Annotated in this window: 20 protein-coding genes and 2 pseudogenes; 10 read left to right on the top strand and 12 right to left on the bottom strand. The window is 52.9% G+C overall.

The window, feature by feature from the left end; all coding sequences use genetic code 11:
- Positions 1-297 precede the first annotated feature (297 nt).
- From PGR6_RS27895 to PGR6_RS27875, 6 genes and pseudogenes are all read left to right on the top strand, one after another.
- A complete protein-coding gene (locus PGR6_RS27895) occupies positions 298-918 on the top strand; it encodes a TnsA endonuclease N-terminal domain-containing protein (RefSeq protein ID WP_156523308.1) in 621 nt (206 codons plus the stop codon).
- On the top strand, positions 902-2,818 hold the full coding sequence (locus PGR6_RS27890) for a DDE-type integrase/transposase/recombinase (RefSeq protein WP_064621094.1): 1,917 nt from the start codon (positions 902-904) through the stop codon (positions 2,816-2,818). Before PGR6_RS27895 ends, PGR6_RS27890 begins: the two co-directional genes overlap by 17 nt.
- The gene (locus tag PGR6_RS27885; RefSeq protein WP_064621093.1) at positions 2,815-3,693 is read left to right on the top strand and encodes a TniB family NTP-binding protein; all 879 of its coding nucleotides are present in this window, start codon (positions 2,815-2,817) and stop codon (positions 3,691-3,693) included. The genes PGR6_RS27890 and PGR6_RS27885 overlap by 4 nt, the downstream gene beginning before the upstream one ends.
- Positions 3,651-4,109 (top strand): annotated as a pseudogene (locus PGR6_RS30810) (TniQ family protein); the annotation flags it as partial. The gene PGR6_RS27885 and the pseudogene PGR6_RS30810, both read left to right, overlap by 43 nt.
- 105 nt (positions 4,110-4,214) lie before the next feature.
- On the top strand, positions 4,215-4,796 hold the full coding sequence (locus PGR6_RS30505; RefSeq protein WP_064621092.1) for a hypothetical protein: 582 nt from the start codon (positions 4,215-4,217) through the stop codon (positions 4,794-4,796).
- A 545-nt stretch (positions 4,797-5,341) separates the two neighbouring features.
- Positions 5,342-6,217, top strand: coding sequence for a hypothetical protein (locus PGR6_RS27875; protein ID WP_156523307.1), 876 nt, complete (start codon positions 5,342-5,344; stop codon positions 6,215-6,217).
- Here the strand turns inward: PGR6_RS27875 and PGR6_RS27870 are convergent.
- On the bottom strand, positions 6,209-8,053 hold the full coding sequence (locus PGR6_RS27870; RefSeq protein ID WP_156523306.1) for a hypothetical protein: 1,845 nt from the start codon (positions 8,051-8,053) through the stop codon (positions 6,209-6,211). The two genes, PGR6_RS27875 and PGR6_RS27870, sit on opposite strands and share 9 nt — an antisense overlap.
- A 118-nt stretch (positions 8,054-8,171) precedes the next feature.
- Here PGR6_RS27870 and PGR6_RS27865 point away from each other — a divergent pair.
- Positions 8,172-8,873: pseudogene (locus PGR6_RS27865) on the top strand (GGDEF domain-containing protein); the annotation flags it as partial.
- 453 nt (positions 8,874-9,326) lie between these two features.
- On the opposite strand, the gene PGR6_RS27860 reads toward PGR6_RS27865, so the two are convergent.
- Positions 9,327-9,545, bottom strand: a complete 219-nt coding sequence (locus tag PGR6_RS27860) for a hypothetical protein (RefSeq protein WP_064621088.1) — start codon at positions 9,543-9,545, stop codon at positions 9,327-9,329.
- 748 nt (positions 9,546-10,293) lie between these two features.
- On the opposite strand from PGR6_RS27860, the gene PGR6_RS29795 reads away from it, so the two are divergent.
- A complete protein-coding gene (locus tag PGR6_RS29795; protein ID WP_257784394.1) occupies positions 10,294-11,148 on the top strand; it encodes a LysR family transcriptional regulator in 855 nt (284 codons plus the stop codon).
- Positions 11,149-11,372: 224 nt separating this feature from the next.
- Here the strand turns inward: PGR6_RS29795 and PGR6_RS27845 are convergent, their stop codons facing one another.
- The 4 genes from PGR6_RS27845 to PGR6_RS27830 all read right to left on the bottom strand — a co-directional run bounded on the left by PGR6_RS27845 (position 11,373) and on the right by PGR6_RS27830 (position 14,657).
- Positions 11,373-12,107: an NADPH-dependent F420 reductase gene (locus PGR6_RS27845; protein ID WP_064621085.1), complete on the bottom strand. Its 735-nt coding sequence runs from the start codon at positions 12,105-12,107 to the stop codon at positions 11,373-11,375.
- A gap of 221 nt (positions 12,108-12,328) precedes the next feature.
- Positions 12,329-13,075 (bottom strand): NADPH-dependent F420 reductase, encoded by a 747-nt coding sequence (locus PGR6_RS27840; protein ID WP_064621084.1) that lies wholly within the window; start codon positions 13,073-13,075, stop codon positions 12,329-12,331.
- A 182-nt stretch (positions 13,076-13,257) separates the two neighbouring features.
- Positions 13,258-13,689, bottom strand: coding sequence for a MarR family winged helix-turn-helix transcriptional regulator (locus tag PGR6_RS27835; protein WP_064621083.1), 432 nt, complete (start codon positions 13,687-13,689; stop codon positions 13,258-13,260).
- A gap of 209 nt (positions 13,690-13,898) precedes the next feature.
- Complete coding sequence (locus tag PGR6_RS27830; RefSeq protein ID WP_064621082.1) at positions 13,899-14,657, bottom strand: SDR family oxidoreductase; 759 nt, start codon at positions 14,655-14,657, stop codon at positions 13,899-13,901.
- Positions 14,658-14,754: 97 nt separating this feature from the next.
- Here PGR6_RS27830 and PGR6_RS27825 point away from each other — a divergent pair, with 97 nt between their 5' ends.
- A complete protein-coding gene (locus PGR6_RS27825; protein WP_064621081.1) occupies positions 14,755-15,345 on the top strand; it encodes a TetR/AcrR family transcriptional regulator in 591 nt (196 codons plus the stop codon).
- A 210-nt stretch (positions 15,346-15,555) separates the two neighbouring features.
- Here the strand turns inward: PGR6_RS27825 and PGR6_RS27820 are convergent, their stop codons facing one another.
- The 3 genes from PGR6_RS27820 to PGR6_RS27810 form a co-directional block, all read right to left on the bottom strand.
- On the bottom strand, positions 15,556-16,863 hold the full coding sequence (locus PGR6_RS27820) for an OprD family porin (protein ID WP_064621080.1): 1,308 nt from the start codon (positions 16,861-16,863) through the stop codon (positions 15,556-15,558).
- 376 nt (positions 16,864-17,239) lie between these two features.
- Positions 17,240-18,412: an alpha-hydroxy acid oxidase gene (locus PGR6_RS27815; RefSeq protein WP_064621079.1), complete on the bottom strand. Its 1,173-nt coding sequence runs from the start codon at positions 18,410-18,412 to the stop codon at positions 17,240-17,242.
- A gap of 31 nt (positions 18,413-18,443) precedes the next feature.
- Positions 18,444-19,754 carry an MFS transporter gene (locus PGR6_RS27810; protein ID WP_064621078.1) on the bottom strand — a complete coding sequence of 437 codons (1,311 nt, stop codon included), beginning with the start codon at positions 19,752-19,754 and terminating at the stop codon, positions 18,444-18,446.
- A gap of 163 nt (positions 19,755-19,917) precedes the next feature.
- On the opposite strand from PGR6_RS27810, the gene PGR6_RS27805 reads away from it, so the two are divergent.
- Positions 19,918-20,841 (top strand): LysR family transcriptional regulator, encoded by a 924-nt coding sequence (locus tag PGR6_RS27805; RefSeq protein ID WP_064621077.1) that lies wholly within the window; start codon positions 19,918-19,920, stop codon positions 20,839-20,841.
- Between the two features lie 92 nt (positions 20,842-20,933).
- On the opposite strand, the gene PGR6_RS27800 is transcribed toward PGR6_RS27805, so the two are convergent.
- The 3 genes from PGR6_RS27800 to dctA form a co-directional block, all read right to left on the bottom strand.
- A complete protein-coding gene (locus PGR6_RS27800; RefSeq protein ID WP_064621076.1) occupies positions 20,934-21,920 on the bottom strand; it encodes a 2-hydroxyacid dehydrogenase in 987 nt (328 codons plus the stop codon).
- Positions 21,921-21,946: 26 nt separating this feature from the next.
- A complete protein-coding gene (locus tag PGR6_RS27795; RefSeq protein WP_064621075.1) occupies positions 21,947-22,819 on the bottom strand; it encodes an isocitrate lyase/PEP mutase family protein in 873 nt (290 codons plus the stop codon).
- A 121-nt stretch (positions 22,820-22,940) separates the two neighbouring features.
- On the bottom strand, positions 22,941-24,248 hold the full coding sequence (gene dctA, locus PGR6_RS27790; protein WP_064621074.1) for a C4-dicarboxylate transporter DctA: 1,308 nt from the start codon (positions 24,246-24,248) through the stop codon (positions 22,941-22,943).
- Positions 24,249-24,320: the final 72 nt, after the last annotated feature.

Below are 24,320 nucleotides of genomic sequence, written 5' to 3'. Positions count from 1 at the left end.
CCTTATTGCCGATGAAGGGCAACGGTGGATTTGCCATTCTGTTCTACACTCAAAACCCCTTCTTTCTAAATGTGATTGTGTTCGGTTCGCGTCAGAGCAACCCAGAGTTCTGTGGAGCGCTCAAATGGACGTGATGCTTGACCTTTCGCAGGTCCGTTGCCCTTAAATGGGGGCAAATAGCGAGCCTCAGGTCAGAGAGCGCTGGGTAGCATCGTTGGCAAAATAGCCCATAGGTGCCCTATGTCCTCTACCGTCTACATGGGTCAGGAAATCTCTCAGACCCGAAAAAGCCGATCCATGACGCGCAGCCTCTCTGGTGTTTTTCCTTTCCGCGGACAGGGCATTTACTACGAGTCGGGGCTTGAGCGTGATTTCATCAGGATCTGGTCGCTCTCCCCGGAAGTCGTCGCACTTGTCGCGCAGCCGGTTCAAGTCCCGTTCACCGCTCACAATGGGCGTGCCTACATCCATACCCCGGATTTCTTCGTTCAGTTCGATGATGAGCTCAACCTGAAACCGTTACTGGTTGAGGTAAAGCCTCGGGAAGATTGGAAAGAGAACTGGCGGCTGTGGTTACCCAAGTGGAAAGCCGCGTGGCGTTTCGCCCGTGATCAGGGGTGGGAATTCCATATTTTCGACGAGTCTCGAATTCGGGGCACCCGGCTGAAGAACGTCGAGTTCTTACAGCGTTATCGGAATATGGCGCTGGATCCGAAACTGACGGAAGTCATTCTGGGAAAGCTTGCGATGATGCGACGGGCGCCATTCCATGCATTGCTGGCACTGCATTTTCATGGTCATGAAGCTATCGGCCGATCCCATCTCTGGCATCTGATTGCTACCGGCCAGGTTTGGACAGATCTGGACCAGGAGCTCGACGAGTTCTCTGTCATGAGGTGCCATGATGAGCGCTTCTGAGGTCCAGAGCCATGCGCTGAACCGGGCCGCCCTTAAGATCCAGGTAGGTGAGTTTGTACGCCATCATAAACACACCTACAAAATCGCGTTGCTGGTGGATTTCCACCATGTGCTTGGTCAGGACGTCGAGTCAGGCATTTCCAAACTGCTGCCTATCGCCGAGCTGAAAAGGCCTGAAGGAAAAAATGGGCGGGTGTATGCCAGCGGTCTCGATTTGGCGCGGATCGCGGATAAACAGTGGGCCATTGCCGAACAGCGCTACGCCATCATCGCCCCGCTTTTGGCCAAGGACATGCACGTGGAAGGCGCTGTGATCAAGCGTGCCAAGGACTCTGGCGTCAGTAAGGCAACGGTCTATCGATGGTTGTATGCCTATACGGAAGGTAGCCGTTTCTTGAGTCTGTTACCCCAGGCTCGAGGCTGGAAGAAAGGCAACTCACGCGTCTGCACCGAGGTGGAAGACATTATCGGTAATGTCATTCAAACGCTTTACCTGAGTACGCGACGCTACACGATCAAAGACGTACACGATGAAGTCGCCAAGATATGCCGGCTGCGCGGACTCCCGGCACCGTCCATTCCCACGGTCTCGTTACGCATCAAGAAGGTTCCGGCCAGGCAAGTGCTGAAGGCCAGGGGGTATGCAGACATCGCTTCCGACACTTATGAGGCGCGTCCCGGTAAGTATTCTGCCGACTACCCCTTGCACCGGATTCAGATCGACCACAGTCCGGCCGACGTGATGATTGTCGATGATGTACATCGCGTCTCCATCGGCCGTCCGTGGGTAACCATGGCCATCGATATGTACTCGCGCATGGTTGTGGGCTACTTCATATCCCTGGATGCGCCGTCGGCTGTATCGGTGGCCATGTGTCTGGTTCAGGCAATGCTGCCCAAGCATGAATGGCTCACCCACCATCAGGTTTCAGGTGAATGGCCTGTGTGGGGCTTACCGTATGAAATCCACAGCGACAACGGCCCTGACTTTAAAACCAAGAGCCTGATCATGGCCTGTACTGCCCACAACATCGAACGGCAGTTTCGCCCTCGCAAACGCCCTCATTGGGGTGGCCACATCGAGGCGTTGATGGAAGAGAACGCCAAGGTATTCAGCAAGCTGCAGGGCGCCACTCAGCGTAACCCTGACAGCCGTGGAGATGTCGACTCGGACAAAGAGGCGACCATGAGTTTTGATGCACTGGAGAAGTGGTTGGTGCACACCATTCTGATCTACAACAACAAGCCGCACAGCGGCATCTTGTTCAAACCTCCCATAGCCATGTGGAACCAGGCCTTCTGGGGTCCAAAAGCATTTTGCGGCATGCCACCGATTCCTGAGGATCCCCTGTCTCTGCAGCTGGATTTCCTGCCGTCTGAATACCGCACCATCCAAACCTATGGTGTCGAATGGGACGCGATGTATTACGCGGAGGCGCTTCGTCCATGGATTAATCAGATGGATCCCAAGACGGGCAAGAAAATGCAGTTCCTGTTTCGGCGGGATCTACGAGATATCAATTTCATCTGGTTCTTTGATCCGGGCCTCAATAGGTATTTCCGAGTGCCTCTGGCGGATGGACGGTTTGATAGTGTCTCCGTAGCGGAGTACGTCAAAACCAAGCGTGAACTGAAGAAAGAGAACTTGGCCTCGGTGGACAACGACACCATTCGCCAGCACATCGAAAAACGAAGACTTATTGAAGAGGAAGAGGCGGTTAAAACCAAAGCTGCTAGACGAAGCGCTCAGAAAACCAAGAACAACGCTAAGGGTAAGACCCCCGCGACGGTCTTTCTCGGTCAACAAGAGGACAGCCCGCCCAGGCCGCTACCGGCAATACCGGTCGAGGATGCATGGGGTGACGATGACGATGTTCCGCTGTATGGAGGTGTGGCATGAGCAACTACCCTCATCTACTTCAGGAGTTCAGGCCGATCATGGATCTCTGTGATGCGGAGCGCCTGGCCTTCATCAAGTCCCGCTGGATCGATTACGAGTTGTCAGAAACTCTGTTTGAGCAGTTGTACGCAAAGCTCTGCGGCCATCGGGATGTGCCGGACTTTTTCATCGTCGGCGAGTCCCGGATGGGCAAATCATCCCTGGTGGACAGGTTCATCGCCGTGCATGGGGCTGAGTACGTGAACGAGGATGGTTGCAGGGTTCGGCCGATCATCAAGGTCGAGGTCAGTAAGCCCAGTCTGCGGATGTTTTACTGCTCGATCCTCAACTGTTCCAACTCGCCCTTCAACCCCGACGCCAGTGAGATGAAGCTGCGCTACAAGGTGGAGAGCCTGCTGACCTCCAGCCAGACCAGGATGCTCATCATCGATGAAATTCAAACGATCGCCAATGGAACGTCGCGCCAGGTCGCTGACTTCATGAATGAGATCAAGTGTCTGACAAATACCCTGAAGCTGGCAGTCGTTGGTGTCGGCATGCCCAGCGCCAATAAGTTGCTCATGCTCGAGCGTCAGTACGCGGCGCGGTTTGTAACAGTGGAGCTTCCGGTGTGGGCGCCTTCTATTGGTTTCAGGCAACTGCTAAAGGGCTTTGAATCCTGGCTGCCGCTCAAGCAACCCTCCAATCTGGCGAGCAAGGAGACTGCGGCGCTTATTCTCAAACGAAGCCAAGGTATTACGGGCTACGTGGAAGAGATTCTTTTTCACAGTGCTCGAAAGGCTATCGAAACCGGGAAGGAAAAGATCGACCTCGAGCTGTTGGAGAAGTATCAATGGTCTCCCGATGTTTCTGGCATGAGGAAGTACGTCCGGTAGGTCAGCAATGGCCATGGGTGCCAGTGTTGCAGCGTGACGAATTGTTCTCCTCGTGGCTGATCCGGTGTGCTTTGTGCAACGCCTGCGACGCGCTGGAAATCGCCCATCACATCTGGCCGCAGCGTCGGATATGGACAGGAGATTGCGATTTGGGAATCTGCTCATTGTGCCTGGGCGGACTGCAGGAGCTTTCTGGTATTCCCTCCTCGGCGTTGATCCAATCTTCGTTGGTGCCAGTCTGCAGATTGATGGGGCTGAAACTGCCGCCTGTGGGCATCACGTCCTGGGTGCTTTCGCTGGGTGGGAGAAATCTGCGTCGAGCCGGTGGTTTGCAGTACTGCCCCTGCTGCTTTGCCGATTCTCCCTTCTACCGTCTTCAATGGCGCTTGGCGTGGTACACCTGCTGTCCTGACCATGGGGTAAAACTTCGCGACAGTTGCCCCCACTGCTCGGCGGTCGTATCACCTCATCGGCTTGATTACCGGGCCCGCGACCTTATGCGGTGTCATGAGTGCGGTGGGATGCTCGCTGAAGTGGACACTCAAGACGCGGCCACTGATGAGCTGCAACTGATCCGGCAGGCCGAATTGATCCTTCAGGGCGCGCCGGCCGACCTCAACTGGCCATGGATGACCATTGCCGAGCGATTTTCTCTTCTGAAAGGGTTGTTTAGATTGGTGCGCGCATTGGCAATTAGCCCCTCGGCCGCAGGGCAACAGTTTCTGGCCGCCCTTGATGTGGATATTGCGTCCTTGAAGCCGACAGTGGATGCCGGCTTGAAGTTAGAGTGCTTGAGTAACGCAGAGAGATCACATCTTTTGTCTGCGGTAAGCCGAATCCTGTCGGCCGGTGCCGATCGCTTCCGGGCGGCGGCTGAAGATGCTCAGCTGTGTCCTTCTATCCGTGATGCCGCCTCCAGCTCTGCCCAGCTATCACAGCTAATGCCGCGACGACCTTCCCGTGCTTATGTCAGAACGGTGCTCGCATCGAGCCGGAGGCCGAGATCCCCACGCTCGGTGTTGAAGGCCTGGTTACGATTTAAAAGAAAGGTGCTCCGTTCAAAGGCGGTGCAGGTTGGCCACTGTGAAGGGCCAGCACTGTGATCAATTCTGCCTCTCAGACCTGTGCCTGCGATGAATGCGGTCGCACGATGAGCAAAGCCAAGAAGATTCACCAAGAAAAGCGCTTCTGTGAAACGTGCTATGCCCGACTCTTCAAGCGAAAGCTTTGCCCGGCCTGCAACAACTTTGCCCGTCTGCCGCTGTTTGATACTTCTGCGGTTTGTCGTACGTGCGAGGTGAATAAGCCCTGTGTCCGCTGTCATCGCTCCGGGTTGAAGATCGGCAGGCTCACGGCTCAAGGTCCGGCATGTGCTTCATGCGCGCATTATTTCCGCAGCCCTCAGCCATGCGAGCGTTGTGCAACTCCTTCAACGCGCCTGGTCAGGATTCAAGTCGGCGACCACGTGCTGCGGTGTTGTCCGGCCTGCCATTCCTCGTTGAGAACCGCCTGTTGCTCTGCCTGCCGAAAGCCCAGGGTGATTGTCTCGGCAGAGGGACCGGCGCTGTGCAAAAAGTGCTTTGAGCTGGGAGAGGTGCCTTGTCCTAAATGCAATAGGCCGATGCCTGCTGGTCTGGGTAACGCTTGCATGGCCTGCTACTGGGCATCATCGTTTGAAGTGCGTAGAAGCGACCTGCTCAGTGCTATCGAGGACGAGCGCCTACGCACGGCGATGGGCGGCTTCTCTGTCTGGCTCAAAGCACGCCGAGGCGCGCAGTTTGCAGCTCTGAACATGCAGCGATACCTACCTTTTCTGAAGGCGCTATACGGGCTTTGGGCGACGTTACCTTCCTATGCCGACATGGTTGCGCACTTTGGCGCGGAGACGCTCAGGCGCTCGCGCTCGGTGGTGAACTGGCTGGCGGAAACTGATGGCTTAGTGGTTGATCCTGAGGCCAGAGAAAATACCAGCGATCAGCGTCGTATCAGCACATCACTGCAGCATTTTCCTGAAGGCATCGCCAGAGATGCTCTTCATACTTACAGGCAAGATTTGCTCGGCCGTTCTGTAAAGCTGCGCACCGTGCGTATGTCAATTAGCAGCGCGTTGCGCCTTTTACAGCACTGTGATGAAACGGGCCAAACGCTTCCGGATCAGCAGGCGCTGCGTTTGCTCCTGCGTAATCGGCCTGGCCTCCATGCCTCGCTTTTTGGCTTCGTTGGGTTTTTAAATCGACATTATGGGTTGGGGCTGGATGCTCGTTTTAATCGCAGGTGGCTGGCCAAAGCTGCCCGCCACCTTGCAGAGGTCAAATTAACTGAACTCTACGCGACCGCTGAAGGAAACATGACGGCGCAAGAATGGATCAGAGCAGCCATGGCCTACTTTCATAGGCTCAAACTTCCCCTCAATTCGCCGTTGCATTACGAGGAGCAGCCGCAGGGCGATCAGCCTGGTTTTACGGTGAGGTTTGGCGGTGAGGAATACTGGGTGCCGGGAGCTCGCGATCATTATTCAGGATAGCGCAGCGTTTGCGAGCTGATCGCGATCGGCTTCTGATACATCGCTCTTGTTGGCTTCGGTGGCCGTAGAGTGTTTGACAGGCTTGCGCAGGGTGACGCCTATCTGCCGCAGCGCGTGAATCGCGGCCCCGTCCAACCAGGTTGCCTTATCTTCACTGGGGCGGTGCGAGTAAAGGGCAAAACGATTATCCAAGGTCCAGGCCAGGTTCTTGAACACGCCTGCGTGTTTTGGCAGTTCGGCATCAATGAACTCGCACACGCTCTGTATCTCTCTGGCACCGCTCACCGCGCAGATCAGGCCACGCGAGGACTCTTCCTGCTGTTCGCCGTCCTTGTTGACCCAGTGGCGCCGTTCGGTCTCAACGACAAGATAATACTTACCATTCACCTTGATGACGATGAACATAACGCCTCGACGGCGGCGGCTATGCAGGTTGAGCCATTTTTCAAGCTTGCGTTCGGGGTCGTCTTTTTCAGTGTATTGGCGATCAGACAACTCAAAGAGCCTGGGTGGTCCTTTTTCATAAAATTCTTTGTTGAGGTACCAACGAACCTCATCGATTTGGCCGGCCGCATGCAATCGAGTGAAGGACTTCCACATTTCGGCCAGTGCCCCATTGTAATCGGCGTCAACAGGCTCGGCGGTCATTGTGAATTTTGCGGTGTCGTCGTCCTTCTCACCCAGTGAATCACCGGTGGAGTATTTGCTGGGTGGCAACTCGTCCACTGAGTGAGCCTGGGTCTCTTCGTCAGGAGAATCTAACAACGTCCGGGTCTTCTCACGGGTGGAGACAATGTGGAAGTCATCATGAACGACGTCCTCACGCGGGTAAGGGCTGCGAGGTTGGTACGTGTCGGTCATCCCTATATCCAGATCAGCTTCGGTCAAGAAGCGTTTAATCGGAGGAACACCCCTTCGGTCTTCGACGTGTTTGGCCTTTTTGCTTGGACGATAGCCTCGGTTGTCGATCCGTTTGCCGGTGGGTTCGATATAGCCGCGCAGCTCCATGCATACAAAATCCTTGCCGCCATTGATCCAGAGTCCGCGGCACGCCAACTCAGTTGGTCCGTCGAACCACGGAAGCACTTGGAGAGTGTGCGGATTGCCCGCTTTGAAGCTGGGGGTGTCGATCTCCGAAAAGATACTCTGCGCTGCTTTTCGCGTCCGACGATCGTCATTAGCAAGGAGAGCCAAAAACACTTCATCCTCTTTGACCATGTCCGGGTGCGGATAAACAACCAGACTATCGGGCAGGTTTTTTTCGTTTGAAGGGGTGTCGTGTTTCAGTAGACGGTTTTTTGCCTCGTTCCAACGATAGGTGGTCAGGATTCGCGGGATTTCGGAGCGAATTGAGTAGCCTCGAACTAGATAATCCACACAGTTCAGCATGAGCGCACCCTTTGGTTGCTTGAACTCCAAGGACCAGTCATTGGCGCATTCATCCGGCAGTGAAAGCTCATGCTGGCTTGAACAGCGGTGGAGCTCTTTAGCGGTGCGGAAATTCCAGTCCTTGTAGCCGAAACCGACCTTGAACCAGAGTGTTTCCAAAGCGATTTTGGCAACCGGTAGTCGATCTTCCAGAATCAAGCCCTGCGGATAAAACCGTAGACGGCTGATTGCGATCTGGCACGTCTCGAATTCTTCAGTGAGTAAATCACCGTCCACGCGTTGCAGAGTAACCATCACCAGGGGAACGGTGTTGTCCGCGAAGTTTTTGATCAACCTCCCATACCACCACACCACCCAACTTCCCATGGGCAGGTTTGAGTCATATTCGTACAGGTTTGCCCGAGCACTTGGCGAAAGTACTTTCTCACGCTTGATTCTGGTAAGCACTACAACTCCTTGTGCTAGAGCGGTGGTTGGGGAGCGCGCTCGGATCATACGAGGTTTGAACTGGCGAAAGGAAGCTGTGGATCAGTCATATCTGCATGGGGATTTAGCGATTTGAAAAGCCATGAACAAAGAGGAGGTATTGGCGAGCTGGCGACAGGAAACGTTGATGAGCACCATCATAGTCATCTCGCTCATGACCGTTTTGGGTGCTATCGGTTACCGCTTCATCCGATTGATGAAACAACAGCATCGTATTCAACACGAATTGCTAGGGACCCAAGACAAGCTACTGGAGGTCAATCGCACCCTGGAGCTGCTCGCTCTGGAAGACGCCCTGACCGGATTGGCGAATCGCCGCCAGTTCGATCTTTTCACTCAGGCCGAGATCGGCCGGGCCAAGCGCGGTAAAACCCATTTGGCCTTGTTGATGATCGATGTCGACCACTTCAAACGCTTTAATGATCGCTATGGCCATCTGGTGGGGGACGAATGCTTACGCAACCTGAGCAGAATCATCCAGGAAGACATCAGACGGCCCGGCGACTTGGCCGCACGATTTGGAGGTGAGGAATTCGCAGTGATGCTTCCTTCCACTGACTACGTCGGAGCCTTTATCGTCGCAGAGAAGATTCGCAACGCTGTCCTGCACGCGCACATCGAACATAAAGACAGCGACCAGGGCATCGTCACCATTAGCATCGGGGTCAGTGCGTATAACCCCAAAGCCGAAGAAACGACGGATGCTCTGATCGGTGCTGCGGATAAAGCGCTCTATATTGCCAAAACCAGCGGACGAAACATGAGCGTGATCGCCAATTGAAAACAGGGCCGCACGGCCTGACTGGGCAGAAAGTGCCACAGATTATTCATGGGATCAGATCCTAGACGGCTCGCCTGCCTCCTTCAGCTGACGCAGGCCTCTCTCGGTCATCGCATCGATGTAGCTCAGATCACCGTAGATGCGAGCCAGCAAAATAGCCCCTCATAGTCGGCCACCAGTTGCGTTGCCAGCCGCTACGCCTGCTCTCAGCTGTAACCGGCGCTAAACAGCTTGGTGAACACCGCCACCCATTCATATGGCTATCTGGGCTAAAGCGCTGGGTACCGACGCCGGTGCGCGGTGGAAAATTTCCTTCAGGGAATTCTTTTCTACGATGACCTGCTGAAACAGTGCGTTGCTGTCCCCATCTCGGCTATGGAGCGCGTTGCTTAATCAGTCTGCTACAAATGATGAACGACAGCGATTTGCCGATTGCTGCCTGCAAAGACGATATCAGGATTGCCGTATCCGCATAATCGCTTCTGTGATCGCTTTTGCATTTGTGTCTAAGGTCTCCATGGCCATCACAGCGTTATCTGCAACCACTGCCACGCCATTGGCTGAAAGCCAAACGGCGACCTCCTCGATTGCCGCCGCAAGGGCATGCTGGTTGTGCAGGAGCAATGTCAGGGCGTCAGCAGTGGCGATATTAGAAGATGAGTTATTTGGCATGCGATCTATCCCGGCAATGATGGGTTCGCAAAGCCTAGCTCATGCAGTCGCAGCAGAGTGGTTTAGGTACCGCATGGTTAAAAATTGCTACGCCGCGCAGATGATTTGAGACTTTAGCCAATCAGTTGGGGGGAGGTGGGCTACTGCATCTAATTCATAATTGGAGTCAGCAAGCGGCCGCTTTCGGCCAAAAGCGGACGTTGGCAGGCGACCGCTACCGGCCAGAAGATGCCAGTCACAAAAAGCTGCTTTCGACCCAAAGCAGACAATACGGAGAACCTATGTACACAGTGACCGTCGTTAGCCAACGGCCCGACTTCAGGTGCTTCCTGGATTTGCTCTATGGCCCTGGGCGAAACGTAGACACGGATGGTGACTCATACCCTGTGAACAGCCGCTCTTGGACATACCTGTATGTGAAAGACAGAGAGAGCGATGACCCTTATATCGAAATCCAGGCGAGCGAGGTAGATGTCTCAAGGTTTACCGTACAGTCCGACTCGTCGAGGCTGGAGGCGCTGGCTGCGTTGTACTTGTACCTGACCTGTGGTGGGTCAATCTCCTCTTCAGATCAGGCGCTTGATAAAACCGCCATCGAAATGTTGTGCGACAGATATTCCGTTGAGCTCTGCCGAGCCCATGGATCTATTTGGCATCAGTCGACAGATAACGCGCCTTACTCACAGGAGTGAACGACGGCTTGTTTCGGAGCGCGCAAACGTCCGATCTTGGCCGATAAGCCCGGGCACTGTCGGTATCACCGTCGGCCATCAGCAAAAGCGTGCAAAGGCTCGAAGAGCATTTCGGGCTTATGCTGTTCACCCGCACCACACGCTCACTGGTGCTCACCCCTGAGGGCCGCGAGCTTTACGAACGGGCGTTGCGGATTCTGCGTGAAGTCGAAGACATCGATCAGGCCGCCGTCGCCTCCCGCGCCGAGCATTCGGGCGTGTTGAAAGTCACCGCGCCGTTGCCGATTGGACTGAATATTCTCGCGCCAGCCCTGCCAAGATTTCGCGAGCAATATCCGAACCTGGCTATCGATCTGCGGCTGGGCGATCAGTATTTCGACATCATTGAACAGGGCATCGACGTAGCGGTCCGGGTTGGCAACCTTGTCGACTCGCGACTGATTTCTCGCCCGCTGGGCCCGCATCGGATCGGTGCATTCGCATCACCTCATTACCTACAGCGCAAAGGCACTCCGGTAACGGCTGAAGACCTTGCGGGTCATGAATGCGTGAATTTCCGCTACCAGAACACGGGGCAGAGTTTGAAATGGCCTTATGAGGAGGATGGTAAGCATCTTGAGTTGTCGCCAAATACAGCTTTTACAGTTGATGCCAGCGATGCGGTTGCGGCGGTAATAGCTGCTGGGGGTGGTATCGGTATCTCACCGCACTATGTGGCTGCGCCGTATGTGCGCCGCGGAGAACTGGTTCCAATCCTCCCACAGTTCACCGTAGATCGCTTTACTATCACTGCTTTATGGCCAGAAAGCCGTCGAGGTAGCCCAAACGTAAAAGCATTCATTGCATATCTGATGGAGCTGTTCCCTCCCACGCCTCCTTGGGATGAACTAATCAAAAAAACGACCACGTAAGACATCGGAGTGCATTCTGATGGATTTTGAATGACCGCTCCTTGCCGTTAGCGGCCGCTGGCCAGAAGCGGACGTTCAATTTATTCCGCTCCCGACCAAACTAGTCGTTAAGAAAAGGCGGTAGCAAATAACTGTTCAACCTACCCGTCCGAAGCGCCAAACGACCTAAGCATTAGTGCACGATGGAGAATTAACGTGCGGTTATGGAACTGGAAGAGACCCGCTCATGCTGTCATGGCTCGATTGGTGGCAACTATTTGCTCGTGCGTAAACTGACTCCCGGGAGCCATAAACTTGGCGATCAGTGCATCGCGGTTTTGAGGCGCCCGAACCTTGTCTGCCGCTTTCAGAGCCAATTTCAGTTCCGGCAATGTCAATTCGGTACAGTACGCTGGTGTACCTGGTTGCTGACGCCACGATTCTTCAAGGCTGCCAGCGGCAAGCGCGATAAAGCCAGTATCCTCAACAAGATCCTGCGCGATGGTTTCCGCGTATGTGTTTCCTCCAGCTACAGGTAGGGCGAGGCGCGTTGGGGAGCCGACCGGCTGACCTTTGTCGGCGAGGGTCGCGGCGAGGACGGCATTCCACGCCTTAACAACCGGGTGGCCAATCTGCTCACTTACCCAGATGCTTTCTGGCATGCCATCTTCGACCTCCTTGATTACCCCGTCACGCCCCGGATAATAATTTGATGTATCAATGACAACTGTCTTCTCCGGCACCTTGCTCATGATCGGTTCGAGATCAGGATAATTTGCAAAGGGAATCGAGAGGATAACCACTTCTACCTCGGAAACCGCCTCTTCCTTGGTTACCGCATGCACGCCGATTTCATTGGCAAGGCTTTGAATGCTTTGAGGGCCTTTCGAATTCGCCAGTTTAACTTCGTGTCCACACGCAGCGAGCTTTCGCGCCAAAGTAGAGCCAATGTTACCTGCGCCAATAATTCCGATTTTCATTTAAATAACTCCTCACACTTATGTGAAATTGAAAAAAGTTTTGTCTGAGTACTGCTTCATTTTTTTGTACTTGACTATCAAGAATCATCAGAAAAACACGGCGCGCTTGTTTTATTAAGCAAGCACATACGGTCTGAGACATTGTTAGTCTGCATAATGTTTAGAAGCTTCATATGTATGGCGACCTTGCAGATCTTCATCCATGTGTCGTCATAGCGAGCTCACGCATAAATTAGCTTGGAAAGCTGAACAATGTAGTTGCGGCTTGGATTTGTTCCAATATTGCCGAATCTCTCGTTATATACCGAAAAGAAGAGATCTTGGCGCTTTCGCGAGCGCGCCAGATCCGCGTCAGCCAGTGCCTGGGGCAAGTGCTCAAGCGTCACTTCAGTGCAATAGCAGGGCGTGCCGCACTGCTGCTTCCAGGATTCGGCTAACGAACCCGCATAGTAGGCGTCGAATCCGGAATCCTCGACAAGTGTCATTGCCACAACGCGGTCTTGATCACGATCGGCAGCGACAGGGACGGCAATGCGCTCCGGATCGCCAACTATCCTGCCAGCTTCATTTAGTGAGGCGGAGTAAATTGTATTCCAGGCTTTTGCGATGGGACGGCCAATTTGTTCGGATGCCCATACACTGTCGGGCTGACCATTCTCGATTGCATCCAATCGATCGTCCCGCGCCGGTATATAGTTAGATGTGTCGATGATCACGCTGTCTTCAGGAAGGCCTTCGAGAAGCACTTTAAGATCTGGAATTCGTACAAGAGGTATCGAGAGAATTACGACGTCAGCACCCGCCAAAGCCTCTTCTTTCGTGACTGCAATTGCACCCGTGGAGAGCACATCAGGATCAATTGTATGCGGCCCGCGTGAGTTTGAAACTCTTACTGTATGGCCAGCAGTACTTAGCAGTCTTGCAAGCGTTCCCCCGATAAATCCGCTACCGATAATTCCGACGTTCATAGAGATTCCTCATCTTTGGAGCTGGGTGTTCACAACATAAGCCTCAGTGAGTGCTAACAAACAGAGCCTCTCCCTTCGCGATCTGTTCTACGAATGCATCGCGGCTCTGAGAGCCGGTGTTTCATTTGTTTGTGGCATCACCTTAAAAGCTCTGCCTTTGTCAGCTGCTTCTGAGGCAGGTATTAACTGATAGCCGGTCGCGCTAACCCCTCAAGCGTGCGATGAAGCTGCTGAAGGTCTTCGGGCGTGAGCTGGCACGCCGTTCTGATTTTGTCAGTGATGCTACGAAGCTCATCCTCCATGCCGCGGGCAGACGCCGTGAGGTCTATAAGCACTCGGCGTTCATCGACGGCATCACGTGTGCGTGTAATCACCCCTGCAGCTTCCAGCCTTTTGAGTAACGGTGTAAGCGTGCCGGTCTCCATATCGAGGCGTTCACACAAGTCGCTCACAGATCGAGGCGACCCGTTCAAGAGCTCAAGCGTGACCAGGTACTGCGAAAAAGTTAGGCCCAGTGGCTCGAGGAACGGCTTGTGCAATCGAACCATCCGGTTCGCGGCAGCGTTAAGCGCGAAGGAAAGTTCTGTGGCCACGCTTCGTTGCGTCGAACTCATATATATCGCCTGCTATTGTGTAGTGTGCTACATAAATTATGCCCAGCTCCTACAGGTGTCAACAGCTTCTGAAGCTCCCAATCTTTTTTCAGATGAAATGCCCTGGATCAGGCAGCGGAATTGTGAACACACCGATTGAGCGATTCGGCCTGCAGGTAAGCAGATGCAATCTGCTCACCTGGACACAGGGCGCGCCTCAGAGCAATGACTCATTCTGCCGGTGGTTTGTATCCCGCAAGCATTTTCAACACGTCATCATGTGACCCGCTTGCCTCAGCAAACCGCAGGGGCTTTGCCCTCTCAACGACGAGTTCAGGTGGAGTGGGAGAAATCTTTAGCAGTTCGAAGACTTCATCCAAAAACTCCTCCAACGGCATCGCATGCTCGTCATTTTCCTGACCGAGCAATGTGGTACGCACACCCGGTGGTGCAAGTTCGATAACCTCAACTTGTGAGGCTTCCAGCTGCACTCGAAGACTTTGAGTGAACGAGTGAACTGCCGCTTTGGTCGCGCTGTAGGTGGGCGTGGCTGGCAGGGGGACAAATGCCAAAGATGAACTGACATTGATCACTGTCGCGCCAGGCTGCTTGATTAGTTGGGGAATAAACGCATACACCATACGAATCGTGCCTAGCAGGTTCGTTGTCACGATATCTTCGGCTGTACTCAAGTATTCCGGATCAGTCAGATCCTCCCAATGCATGATCCCTGCGTTGTTGATGAGAACGTTCAGATTTGGATGGCTGATCGCAAGCGCTTCGCTGGTGCGCTGGATGGAATGAGGATCAGAAACGTCCAGCAATACTGATTCAATGCCAGGATTTTCCGACACGATTTTGTCGAGCAGAGCCTTGCGACGTCCCGCGATGATGACGTTGTTGCCCGCTTTATGAAGCCGTAGCGCCAGCCCGAGGCCTATGCCTGAGGTGCCGCCAGTAACCAGAATCGTGTTGCCAGTGCTGTTCATAGTAAACTCCAGAAACGAAACTTAAGCGGACAAATGTCCACTTGCAAACCGTACCGGACAGTTGTCCGCTTAGCAATGCAATGAGAGAAAATTATTCATGCCTGACGAGTTGGTGATGCGTTCTGACGCCAAGAAAAATCGGGAGCGGATTCTGGAGGTCGCAGTGGTTGAACTGACCAGCGATCCTGCAGTCCCGCTGAGTACGATTGCGAAAAAGGCTGGAGTAGGACAGGGAACTTTTTATCGCCATTTCCCTACCAGAGAGAGGCTGGTATTCGAGGTCTATCAATTCGAAATGCAGCAGGTGGCATCGTTGGCGGAAGAGCTGCTCGCGACAAAACCACCTAAGGAAGCCCTCCGAGAGTGGATGGATAGCCTTGCTGAATATGCAATGACAAAGGCGGGACTCGCTACGGCAATCCAACAAGCGGCCTCCGTTTACGAGTTTCCGGGCAAGTCGGGCTACGCTCCAGTTCAAGGTGCAGCCGAGTTGCTTTTGAGGGCGAACGAGAAGGCGGGGACGATTCGTGCCGGGATCACTAACGACGACTTTTTTCTAGCCATCGCCGGAATTTGGCAAATGGATACTCAGAGCGAATGGCGTTCACGTCTCTCCAGACTGATGAACTTCGTGATGGACGGGCTGTGTGCTGGCAGCCCCGAAAGCCTGAAAAAGAATAACGTCTAGCTTCAGAATCAGGACAAGCGTCGGCGAGAATAGGAAGCGGTGCGCATCGACAAATAGTCGATCTCATTTGGAGTCGCGTAAGCTTTAGTTGGCGCCCCACCGAGAAGTTGTGCACCATCCAGCACAGCGGTCATACTTCCAGCGACCTGGTGGTCAATACGACTACCTACTTCGTAGTGTAAAGGAGCGCCATATGTTTATGCTGCGCCCTTAGAAAAGTGGAATGCTGTAGCTTACAAACACCCTGTTCTGATCTTGATCGCGGACGGCTTCGCTATTGGATTTACCGTTACGCCAACCGAAGCCAACACCTCTGAAGGCCCCCGACTGAAGGGCGTAGTCCAAAAAAATATCCCTTTCCCATTCTTTCTGATCGCCGCCGGATCTGGTCTTGATGTTATCCCCGGAGAGATACATGACCGAGGCTTTCAGGCCAGGTATACCCAGCGCGGCAAAGTCGTAGGCGTACTGACTGAATGACGTACGCTCCCCTGCACGGTTGAAGCTCTGGATCAGTCGGTCTGTATACAGGTACAAGCTGCTGCCTCCGGCGCCTTTATCTACTAAGCTACCTTGGTTGAGTTGGGTGAAGCTGCTACCGCCCGAAACGCTTTGGTAGCCCGCAGTTATCGCATGCCCGCCAAGGGTGTATATCAATGCAGCGTTCCAGAGACGGTTTTCGATCACGCCATTACCGTTTTTGGTGTAGCCACTGACTCTGTAACCCGATGTACCGGAGCTGTTTTCACCTGATGAGTCAGTTTTAAAGTAGCGCAGGTCGGTCTTCAGGGATTGGTTGTCCGAGAACGCAAGCGTGTGAATAAGTCCGAAAAACTGCTGGTTATAGTAGTTTTCGAGATGGGCATAGTAGTACTGCGCCGTCAGATCCTTAGTGGCTTTCCAGTCGCTCCCGACGAAGTCGAACTGGTTGCTTTCACGCGTACCGCCAAAAGCGGCCAGCCCCGTCTGATCAGTTGAACCGCGACCTGTTGCATGTTCAATTCGCCCACCAGTAAGGGTCAGATCCTTGAACTCGCTTGAGGTGATTTGGCCGCCCTCAAAGGTTTGTGGAAGCGCCCGTCCATCGTTGGCTACCAGAATTGGAAGTTTCGGAATCAAGGTACCGTAGCGCAGTTCAGTCTTCGACATTTCGACTTTTCCAGTCAGACCTAGCCGGCTCCACTCGTCGACGGCGCGGTTGTCACTGTCCGAGGGAATCATAGAGCTGCCGACGTGTCGTGCCTTGGCGCTGTCTAGGGTTATGCCCAATAACCCAAGGGCATCAACACCGAAGCCAGCAAAACCATTGGTAAACCCAGACTTATAATCCAGCATAAAGCCCTGCGCCCACTCGTCGGTTTTCGAAGGGGTAGCGGTGCCATCACGGTTGTCGTTATTGAAGTAGAAGTTTCTCATTGCCACTGTAGCTTTGCTATCACTTAGGAAGTCAGCAAACGCCTGGCCACCTAGGGTAATGCTGCCAAATGCCAAAGTTGCAGAAATTTTCTTTACGATCACTTATAGCGCTCCGTTTTTTATATTTGTAAGTAGCAGAAGCAACAAGAAGATCTTTCGAGCCAACGCAACGAACACAAGCGGCGGATGTATGGATAGTTTTTTACCCGCCAGATTAATGGCATACCTTTTTCTGGTTCTGAATCTCCCACTCAATAAAATATCTACGACCTGTCGCTCTACTTGTAGGTTGGATTGAAAAAGGCAAGCTCTAGATCCGCCCAGCTATCACGAGGTATTCAAAACGCTACCTAATTGCAACCACGTCCGCGTATTAATCCTGATTTTTGTTATATGCCCTGTCCCACGCCAAACTCGATAACATGCGGACATAAACCTAGTATGAGCCATGGGAGTAGGGGTATTGTGCGACGTTATTTTAATCCATTGGTAAGTGGTGCTTTGGCTTAGTAGAAGTGAGCAAAATACTTCTATCAACGTGGTTAATGTCGATTTGACCGCAGAGTGCCATTGTGGCATCAAGTTCATGGGCGATGATTTCCAAACTGCGCGTCACACCTGCTTCACCCAAGCTGCCCAGGCCATAAAGAAATGCTCGACCGATTAAAGTGCCTTTGGCACCCAGTGCTATGGCCTTCAGCACGTCTTGGCCGCTACGTATACCACTGTCAATCCATACCTCGATCCGATCACCAACCGCATCGACGATGTCCGGCAATGCGCTAATAGTTGATTGGGCACCATCAAGTTGACGTCCGCCGTGGTTGGACACAATCAGTGCGTCAGCCCCGATTTCGGCTGCTAGGCGTGCATCATCCGAGTCAAGAATTCCCTTCAAGATAAGTTTTCCTGGCCACCGTTTGCGCACCCATAAAACATCGGCCCAACTCAGGCTCGGATCGAACTGTTCTTGGATCCAGGAAGATAGTGAAGACATGTCGCTGATGTCCTGGACGTGTCCGACGATGTTGCCAAACTGACGACGCTTGGTGGACGCCATACCTAGACACCACTTTGGCTTGGTCATCATATTGAGCATGTTGGGCACGGTTAGCCGTGGCGGTGCCGACAGACCATTTTTGATGTCTTTGTGTCGCTGTCCACTGATTGGCAAATCGAGCGTAAGCACCAAGGCACTACAGTTTGCGGCAATCGCACGCATTATCAGGCGTTCAATGAAATCCCTGTCGCGCATCATGTACAACTGAAACCAAAACGGCGCTGCGACGTGTTCGGCGATGTCCTCCAGAGAGCAGATACTCATCGTTGACATCGTGTACGGAATGCCGAATTTTTTTGCCGCTCTGGCCGCGAGTATTTCGCCGTCGGCATGCATCATCCCAGCAAGTCCCGTTGGCGCGAGGGCAACAGGCATTGCTACCTTCTGCCCAACCATCGTGGTGAGCAGATTGCGTTTCTCTATATCGATGGCAACGCGTTGACGAAGCTTTATAGCGTGGAAGTCTGATTCGTTTAGGTGGTAGGTAGATTCTGTCCAGGAGCCGGAGTCTACATAGTCATAAAACATTTGTGGAATACGTTTTTTTGCTAAGACACGAAGGTCTTCGATACACGTTATAGGCAGGGCCATCGAGTACTCCTTTTTAAAAGGCGTGGAGGTGTTATTTGTTTACCAATCTGGCAGGCACTGCGGCGAGAGTAATAATGCTTCCGGCAACGAGTACCGTAGCGACGACATACAGCCCTATATCAGCGCTATGGGTGAGATCTTTGATCCAACCGACCAGATAGGTACTGATGAACCCACCAATGTTGGCGACGGCGGTAATCAAGGCAATACCTGCGGCAGCAGCGGCGCCCCCAAGAAATGCTGTGGGCATGCTCCAGAAAATAGGTGCCATGGCCTGGATTCCGATAGATGCAAGTGTTAGCGCAGGCAGAACAAAGTAAATGCCGTACCCGGTCAAGGTGCTCAGTGACAGTCCGATGGCACCAACTCCCATGGCGATCGATAGATGCCATCGACGCTCTCGGGTTTTGTCTGAATGGCGTGCCCATAAGACCATTGACACCATCCCAAAGGTGTAAGGGATGGCGACCAGCAACCCCACGTTCAGGACATCTTTAACTCCAGCCTCCTTAATCAGAGTCGGCAACCAGAAACTGAAGGTATAGATGCCCATTCCACAGGTAAAAAAGATCAAACCCATCAGCCAAACTCGTGGATCCTTAAAGGCCTGAGCAATGGAATGTAGGTGCTTGTCACCTGCCTCGCTTTGGATATTTTTTTCAAGAATTTCTTTCTCGCTGGATGTCAGCCAACGGGCTTTTCTAATGCCGTCATCCAAAAAAAATAGAACCGCAATACCGACCAGCAAAGACGGAGCTGCCTCCAAGATAAATAGCCATTGCCATCCATGCAGACCCGATACACCGGTAAGTGCACTTATGATCCAGCCTGAGAGGGGGCCGCCGATTACGCCTGAAAGAGGAATAGCGCAATAAAAAAATGCGGTGATTTTGGCGCGTCGGCTGGCCGGATACCAATAGGTCAGATAAAGAATGATACCCGGAAGAAATCCAGCCTCTGCGACACCGAGCAGGAAGCGGATTACATAGAACATCGCAGGTGTTGTGACGAAAGCGGTGGCGGCGGAAAGCAGCGACCAGGTAATCATGATTCGCGCAATCCATCGTTTGGCACCCACACGCTGCAGCAAGATGTTGCTTGGCACTTCGACGAGTATGTATCCAACGAAGAAAATGCCTGCGCCCAAGCCATATACAGTCTCGCTCCACTGCAGATCATTAAGCATCTGCAACTTGGCAAAGCCGACGTTGACCCGATCCAGGTAAGCGCACAAATAGCACAAACACAGGAAAGGAATTATTCGCCAGGTAACTTTGGCATAAATCTGATTTTCAATTGATTTATCGTTTACAGGAGGTGTTAACGGAGAGAGGCTAGTCATAGTAGATCTCTTATTATTTTATTGGATAGTGCGTGACCTATCAGAGGGCGACCATCGAACGAAGTCTGAGTGCCGCGCTGCGATACCGACAATCGAAATATTTTTGCCCATCCGTTAATAAAACTCGTAAATTGGAGCGCGACAGACCTTCGCGAGGGCCCAGATGAATTTCACTATCAAGCAATTACGGACGTTCCTCGTCGTGGCTGACTCTCAGAGCTTCAGCCATGCTGCCCAGCATCTCCATCTGACGCCTGGAGCTGTAAGTCTGATCATCAAGGAGCTTGAACAGGAATTCGGTTTTTCCTTGTTCGATCGTACGACGCGAACCATGGTGCTCTCCAAAGCAGGAGAGGAATTTCGTCCGGCTGCCGAAAAAGTCATGCACGAGATTCAATCTGCGTTGTTGACAGTTGATACCATCAAAAACCAATCGACTGGTATCGTCCGGATTGCCGCCCCGCTGCTCGCTGCCAGCTCACTATTACCGACGGCCTTAGCCGTTTACCGAAAGCACAAGCCCGACGTCGTCGTCCGACTGATCGATTGCTCAGTGGACGATCTGGTGGACGCAGTGGCCAGTCATCGTGTCGATTTAGCCTTCGGTGCAGACCGAAAAACTGGCAATAAAGTTAAACGTATTGCACTGTATAAAAGTCCCTGGATGATGCTGTGTGCGCCTTCTAATGCTTTGGCGATCAGCCCCCGAATCACTTGGGGCGCGCTGAATGATCATTCGGTAATCACTACAGGAAGAGACTATGAAACTTACTTCACTGACGCTTTGCAGTATTTAACCGCTGACCAGCAATTCGAGCCGGATTATGTTGTAGACAATATCTCTACAGCCCTTGGACTGGCGACATCGGATCTGGCGGTGATGCTGTCATTATGCCCGGGTTTTTTAGCGAAGCAGGCTCGCTCTATGGGCCTTGTAATGAGACGGATTGAGGAGCCTGAGATTATTAGAGAGATGTCGATATATGTTCCTTGTGATCGCACTCTTACACCGGCAGCTCAAGCATTCCTCGAGTTTATTCAGCCCTACCTCAAACAGCAGGAGGAGGCCGGTTCAATCGTGGATTGACGGTATCGACGATCGGTCAACGCGTGGCATCGCCGCCTCGGTCAAGGGGATGTGCGCTGGGCTCTATAACGCGTAGGTTCAACTGCCTGTGGTCAAGCCAATCGTCTACGTCCTCGTGTTTGTGGATTGAGCAGGTCTAGAGGTCGCTTTCCTTCTAGACCCATAAGCAAATTGTCCAAAGCGCGCCGCGCCATTGCATTGCGCGTATCGTTTGTCGCGGAGCCAATATGAGGTACGGTTACGGCGTTTTTTAATTTGAAAAGCTTTGAATTCGCCAGCGGCTCATTCACATAAACGTCTAAACCAGCTGCTCGAATTGTCTTTTCTTCAAGCGCTTGGATTAGCGCGTCCTGATCAACCACCGGCCCACGAGAAACGTTGATCAAAATGCCTTCTGCCCCGATCAGTGCCAGCTCTTCTTGGCCGATGAGGTTTCTCGTCTCTGCGGTCAATGGAACGACCGGACAGACAAAATCAGACTCGCTCAACAGCTGTTCTTGAGAGACAAACCTTGCACCGAGTTCTTGCTCCAGCCGTGGTTTACGAGTTTTGCCACTGTACAAGATGTTCATGCCGAAGCCGAAACGCCCCCTGCGAGCGATGGCCTCTCCGATTTTGCCCAAGCCGATAATGCCCAAGGTCTTTCCGTGCACATCGCATCCAAAATGGGAGGCGTCGATTGTTTTTGACCAATTCCCATCTTTTGTCCAAGCATCAAGCTCTGGGATACGCCTCGCTGTGGCGAGGATCAGGGCAAAAGCGAGATCAGCGGTGGTTTCGTTCAGCACATCGGGTGTATTGGTCAACATGATCCCTCTGCTATCGAGATAGCTGAGGTCATAGTTGTCGTAACCCACCGAAATGCTGGAGATGATCTCAAGGTTTTTAGCCGACGCCAGTTCAGCCTCACCCAGACGACGATTCCCGCCGATTAGTCCATGAGCGTTGGGAAGGGCTGATTCGAACTGAGCATCCATGTCACCGAGTTGTGGGCTCATGATGACGATGTCGTACTTATCTACGTAAGGCTCTAGCATGCTGCGTGGGACTCTGCTGAAGGCCAAGATTGTCTTTTTCATGGCGCTTTATTCCACCTGCTTCAAGTTCAATTGAAGTCGTTATCTGACTTCAAATAGGTTTTCGCCCATTCGCGGTAGTTGTCCGAGAGTGTGTATTTTGAAAGCAGCTCTGGGAGTAAAAGCTCGCGCCCCTCTGCACCACTTTGTTCGCGTAGCGCCTCGTAGGTTGCTTTGATTGCGGACAGATAGGGGGCATGCCCATTGACGACGATCCGCACATTAGCCGCGCTCAGTTTCTCAATATCGCTCAGTGCGGGATTACCGTAATTGATGAGTATGATCGGAACGGTGAGATGCGCTGTGAGTGCTTCCAGATGCTGGAAGTCCTTTACTCCAACGAAGCAAATAGCTTCTGCTCCAGCCTTTTGATAGGCCGCAGTCCGAGCAATCGAATCTTCCAAAGTGGTAACGGCCACATTAGTCCTGGCGATGATGCTAAGGGCATCATCTGACCGGGCAAATCGTGCGGCGTAGATCTTGCTCGCGGCCTCTTCCATGGTGATGAGGACGTGCGATTGTTCGTCGTACCTGGCGGGCAGATGCGTGTCTTCCAGCGTCAGGGCGGCCACGCCGGCCTTCTGTAACTCCGTTACTGTTCGCATCACATTGAGCGCGTTTCCGAATCCATGGTCGGCGTCCCCAATTATTGGGATTTGACTGGCGCGCCCAACCCTGGAAACCTGTTCTGTATATTCATCCAGCGTGAGTAGTGAGATGTCCGGTGCTCCCAGTACTTGAAGCGAGGCGACCGATCCACCCTGAATAGCGACCTCAAAGCCAAGGTCAGAAGCCATTCGAACAGAGATCGGATCGAATACCGATGCGGCAAATTTACAGACTGTTCCGTGAAGCAAATCACTGAACGCTTGTCGTAGTTCATGATGAGTTCTCTCAATCACTTTTCTGCTCCATCACATTTCAACTGAGTACATCGCTGAATCGTCCTGCGAGAACGAGACATAAATTTGCTACCGGTCATTGCGTTCTATTGGAAGAGGAATGACCGGTAAGCGATGCCGATTACTTTTGCGCTAACAGGGCTTTACGCTCTGCCTTTTCGTTTTTCATTGCAGTAATTTCACGCTCGCAGGCCTCGACATCGAACGAGTTGTCCCACTTGGCAATCGCGATGGTGCCGATACCGTTGCCGATCAGGTTGGTCACGGCTCGTGCTTCGTTGAGGAATCGGTCGATACCCAAGAGCAGTACAAGGCCAACTAGCGGAATAGAGTGGATGGTTGTAAGCGTTGCCGCCAAGGTTATGAAACCGGCACCCGCCACGCCAGCGGAGCCTTTTGAGGTCAGCAGGAACACGCCCAATAGAATCATTTGATCCGCAAACGTCAGCGGCGTATTGGTTGCCTGTGCGATGAATATCGCGGCCATAGTGAGGTAGATGCAGGTGCCATCAGCATTGAAGGCATACCCCGTTGGTAGCACCATGCCCACCACTGACTTCTTGCAGCCCAGCTTTTCAAGTTTCACCATCATTCGCGGAAGCACAGCTTCGGTTGAGCAAGTGCCAAGCGTGATGAGAATTTCATCTTTGAAATAACGAAGAAATTGCATGAGCGGCATGCCCGACCATCTAGCAACCGTGCCCAGCACAACCACGATGAAAATCAAGGTCGTGACGTAGAGCGCGATCAGCAACTGGCCGAGTGACAACAAGGTACCAATCCCGTACTTGCCGATGGTGAAAGCCATCCCGGCGCCGGCACCAATCGGAGCCACGCGCATCACCATTGCCACGATCTTGAAAAGCCCCTGCAGAAACAGGTCGATGGTATTGATCAGCGGTTTGCTGGTTTCGCCCATTTGAACGAGGGCAATGCCCATCAAAACCGAAATCAGAATGACTTGAAGCATGACGCCATTCGAGAATGCGCCAATAAAAGTGCTCGGGATTATATTGAGAAAGAAATCGATTGTTCCGCCCTGTTCACTGGCGGCTTGGCTGTACTTGGCGATAGCGCTGGCATCAAGCGTGGTTGTGTTGATATTCATTCCAACGCCTGGCTTCGCGATATTGACCACAATCAGGCCAATGACTAGCGCAATGGTTGAAAGGATTTCAAAGTAAAATAGCGCTTTGACGCCGATCCGTCCGACTTCCTTGATATTGCCCATCTTGGCGATACCAACGACGACGGTGCCGAAAATAATAGGCGCCAACAACATTTTGATGAGTTTGATGAAACCATCCGCAAAAGGTTGAAGCTTGGCTCCGAATTGCGGTTCAAAGTGACCTATTGCTGCGCCGATGACGATGCCGATCAGCACCTGCACATACAGCTGGCTGTACCAGCGGGACTTGGAGATTTCCACGGAAGCACCTCATTTTATTTTTGTGATGGGCGTGTGGTTTTGGCGTCAGCGAGTGACGTCTGAGTCTGCGGT

The organism is Pseudomonas sp. GR 6-02 (genome assembly GCF_001655615.1).
Lineage (GTDB): Bacteria > Pseudomonadota > Gammaproteobacteria > Pseudomonadales > Pseudomonadaceae > Aquipseudomonas.
This window is presented reverse-complemented; position numbering and strand designations above follow the sequence as displayed.